Consider the following 3,805-nt stretch of genomic DNA (forward strand, 5'->3'; position numbering starts at 1 on the left):
TGCTGATCACCGCGGCGTCGGTCCAGGACCGCGACGCGGCGAAGCCGCTGCTGTGGAACCTGCGCAAGGCCTTTCCCCAGGTCAAGCTCGCCTGGGCCGACGCCGGCTACGCCGGCAAGCTCGTCACCTGGGCCAGGACCAAGCTCAAGCCGAAGCTCACGTTGCAGATCGTCAAACGGCCCGATGACCTGCACACCTTCCAGGTCCTGCCCCGCCGCTGGGTGGTCGAGCGGACGCTGGCCTGGATCACCCGGCACCGCAGGACCGTCCGGGACTACGAACGGCTGCCCGCCCACCACGAGACCTACGTCTACTGGTCCATGATCATCGTCATGACCCGCCGCCTCGCCCGCAACGCTGCCAGCACCTCAGCACCAGCTCAGTCAGATGCTGCCTGAGTTTCAAGCAGGCTCTAACGTCGGCCTTGACCCAATACCCTTAACGGTTTAGTATACTTAACAGTTAAGGGAGGTGGGCGCGTGCAGCAGGAAGTCGTGCTGGCGATGCTGGCGAAGGAGCCGTCCCACGGGTACGAGCTGCGGGCTCGTCTGGCCCGGGCGCTCGGCCCGGTGGCCGAGGGGATCAACGAAGCCCAGATGTACGTCACGCTCACCCGGCTGGAGAAGGGCGGCTTTGTCGAGCGGCTCGACGCGCCGGCCCAGCGGTCCGATCGCAAGGTGTACTGCCTCACTCCGGCCGGCCAGGAGCGGGTGAGGGAATGGATGTCGGAGGTGAGCTGGCCGCGGCCCGACCTCGCCGAGTTCCACATGAAGCTCATCGCCGCCGCGCAGGGCGGGCTCGCCGACCCGGTCAGCCTCATCGACGCGCAACGCCGCGACCTGCTGCGCCGCCTGCGAGAAGTGGGGCGCGCGGTGATGGAAGAGGAAAAGGATTCCGACGCAGCGCTGCTCCTGGAAGGCATCGTGCTTCGCCTGCAAGCCGACCTGCGCTGGTTGCATGCCTGTGAGATCGCCTGGACGAAACGGAGTACCCCGAAATGAACGACTCGCCCGCCGTGCTCGTGCACGCCAAGGGTTTGCGGAAGGACTACGGCAGCGGCGAGGGCTTGGTGCGCGCGCTCGACGCGGTCGACCTCGACGTCAACCGCGGCGAGGCCGTGGCGGTGATGGGTCCCAGTGGCTGCGGGAAATCGACGCTGCTCCACCTGATCGGCGGGCTCGATCGTCCGAGCGCCGGTCAGCTGTCGGTCGCGGGGCAACGCGTCGGCGAGCTCTCCGAACGCGCCCTCGCGCACTTGCGCCGCGACGAGATCGGATTCGTCTTCCAGGCGTTCCAGCTGATGGACGAGCTCACCGCGCAGGAGAACGTCGAACTGCCCGCGCTCCTCGCGGGTCATTCGCCGAACCAGGCGCGGGCGCGCGCCACCGCGCTCCTCGATCAGGTCGGCCTCGCCGATCGCGCCCGGCACCTTCCCTCGATGCTGTCCGGGGGCCAGCGCCAGCGCGTCGCGATCGCGCGGGCACTCGTGAACGACCCGGAAATCGTGCTGGCGGACGAGCCGACCGGCAACCTGGACAGTGCTTCGGCGTTCGACGTCCTTTCGCTGCTAGGGGACTTGCACGCCAAGGGTTTGACCTTGGTGATCGTCACCCACGACGAGCGCATCGCCGCAACCGCGGACCGCCTGATCTCGATGCGCGACGGAGCGTTTATCGACGAGACGCGGCTGACGGGCGGTTCACGAGGGCACCTCAGCACCTTCGCGGAGTGGGAGCACCTCGGGTGAGATCAAAGGAGAACCTCATGAACCAGTCACGGCGCGCGCGCCGCGCGGGCGGAGCGAAGGGGCGAGCCCTGCTGCTCTTCCGTCTCGCCCGGCAAGACATCCGTCACCACTTCGCCCAGGCGGTCCTCTTGATAGTCGCCATTGCCGCGGCCACGGCCGTGCTCTCCTTGGCCTTCTCGCTGAACGGCGTGAACAGCAACCCCTACCAGCAGACCAAGGCAGCGACGAAGGGGCCCGACGTCGTGGCCCAGAGCGGAAATGACCCCTACACCGGCGTGACGTCGCCGGCGGACCTCGCGGCGCTCGAGGCGCTGAACCACGCCAAAGGGGTGGCGGCCCACAGCGGCCCCTATCCGATCGTGGGCGACACCGGCCCGGTGGGTCCCGTCATGCGCAGCGCGGGCATCGTTACCTCAGTGCAGGTCGAAGGACGTGAGCCTGGCGTGGTTGCGGTCGACCAGCCCAAGGTGACGGACGGGACATGGATCCGGCCGGGGGGCGTGGTGGCCGAGCGGTCCTTTGCTGAGGCGGCGAACCTGCGTCTCGGCCAGACGATCACGCTGAACGGTCACCCCTTCCAGGTGGTCGGCTTCGCCGTCACGGCGGCGTTCCATGGCTTCCCTGGTGTGAGCCTGATATGGGCCACCGAGGCGGCGGCGCGCAGCCTGGCCACCAAGGCGGACCCGCTGTCGTACATCTCGAACATCAAGCTGTCCGACGCGTCGCCGCGCGCGGTCAGCGCGTTCGTGAACGCCTACGGCCTCAAGTACGGCGCTCCCGCCGACGCCACGGCGCCGTTCCTCGCCTCATGGATGGAGATCGCCTACGGGGACGCCGCCTTCCTGCGCACCGACCAGGCCTTCCTCTTTACCGGCACCGTGCTGCTCGGCGTGCTCGCGCTCGCGAGCGTGGCCGTTCTCGTCGGTGGCCGCCTGGCGGAAGGCACCCGGCGGGTCGGGCTGTTGAAGGCCACCGGCGGCACGCCAGGCATTGTCGCGGTGGTCTTCCTTACCGAGAACCTGTTCCTGGCGCTCGTCGCGGCCGTCGCCGGCCTGCTGGCCGGCTGGCGTGCGGCCCCGCTCCTCTCCAAGCCCGAGGCCGACCTCGTCGGTACTCCGGGAGCGCCGCCGCTCACGCTCGTCATGGTCCTCGTCGCGCTCGCCGTTTCGCTCGCCGTGGCGCTCGCATCGACGCTCGTTCCCGCGATCCGTGCGGCGCGGATGAGCACGGTCAGCGCGCTCGCCGACGCGCCCCGCCTGCCGAGGCGGCGGGACTCGCTGATACGGCTGTCACGGAAGCTGCCCGTGCCGGCGCTGTTCGGGCTGCGCCTCGTCGCCCGCCGGCCACGACGCGCGATCCTCAGCGCGGCGAGCATCGCCGTCGCCGTCATGGGTCTCGTCGCCGCGCTCGCCATCCACGCCGCCGTCGACAACAAGTTCTCTCACTTCGGGAGCTCGGGCGGGCTGGTCAACCCGGATGTCCCCCGAGCGGAGCAGGTGCTGACCGCCATCACGATCGCGCTGGTCACCCTGGCCGCGCTCACTGCGATCTTCGCCGCCTTGGCGACGGTCCTCGACGCGAGACGCGCCTCCGCAGTGACGCTCGCGCTGGGTGCAACCCCGCAGCAAGTCCGAGCCGGGCTGGTCATGGCACAGGTCATCCCCGCGCTGCCCGGCGCGATCCTCGGCCTCCCGCTCGGCATCGGCCTGTTCAAAGTCGCGGGCCATGGCCTGACTGGCCTGCCGCCAGTGCTCTGGCTCGTCGCCGCCGTGCTCGGAACCGTGCTCGTCGTGGCGGCGCTCACCAGCGTTCCGGCACGGATCGGCCTCCGGCGACCCGTCGCCGAGATGCTCCAGACCGAAGCGACGTGACGCCTTGCGGCTGGCAGCCGGTTATGCCCCAGTTTTCAAGCAGGCTCTTAGCCCGCACCAGGTTTCCGCGCGACCAGGCGCGAAACAGGCAACCAGAGAACGCGCAGAACCCGTGCTCCGCAAGCATGAATCCAATGGCATTAAAGTGTGCACCAAGTTAGCTCAACTCAGGTCAAATGGACCTGAC

Annotated in this window: 4 protein-coding genes; all 4 read left to right on the forward strand. The window is 68.9% G+C overall.

All coding sequences use genetic code 11. The features are described 5' to 3' along the window. On the forward strand, positions 1-398 hold a 398-nt coding region (locus tag VGZ32_RS04265), incomplete at its 5' end, for a transposase (protein WP_326884480.1). A gap of 81 nt (positions 399-479) precedes the next feature. Then, positions 480-1,001, forward strand: a complete 522-nt coding sequence (locus VGZ32_RS04270; protein ID WP_326884481.1) for a PadR family transcriptional regulator — start codon at positions 480-482, stop codon at positions 999-1,001. After that, a complete protein-coding gene (locus tag VGZ32_RS04275; protein WP_326884482.1) occupies positions 998-1,747 on the forward strand; it encodes an ABC transporter ATP-binding protein in 750 nt (249 codons plus the stop codon). Before VGZ32_RS04270 ends, VGZ32_RS04275 begins: the two co-directional genes overlap by 4 nt. Before the next feature lie 17 nt (positions 1,748-1,764). Next, positions 1,765-3,618 carry an ABC transporter permease gene (locus tag VGZ32_RS04280; RefSeq protein ID WP_326884483.1) on the forward strand — a complete coding sequence of 618 codons (1,854 nt, stop codon included), beginning with the start codon at positions 1,765-1,767 and terminating at the stop codon, positions 3,616-3,618. Positions 3,619-3,805: the final 187 nt, after the last annotated feature.

This window comes from Actinocrinis sp., from assembly GCF_035938995.1.
Classification (GTDB): domain Bacteria; phylum Actinomycetota; class Actinomycetes; order Streptomycetales; family Catenulisporaceae; genus DASZGI01.

Excerpts from the sequence above, each read along its gene's own strand:
- VGZ32_RS04280 (WP_326884483.1), top strand. The coding sequence starts at position 1,765 with ATGAACCAGTCACGGCGCGCGCGCCGCGCGGGCGGAGCGAAGGGGCGA.
- VGZ32_RS04275 (WP_326884482.1), top strand. The coding sequence starts at position 998 with ATGAACGACTCGCCCGCCGTGCTCGTGCACGCCAAGGGTTTGCGGAAG.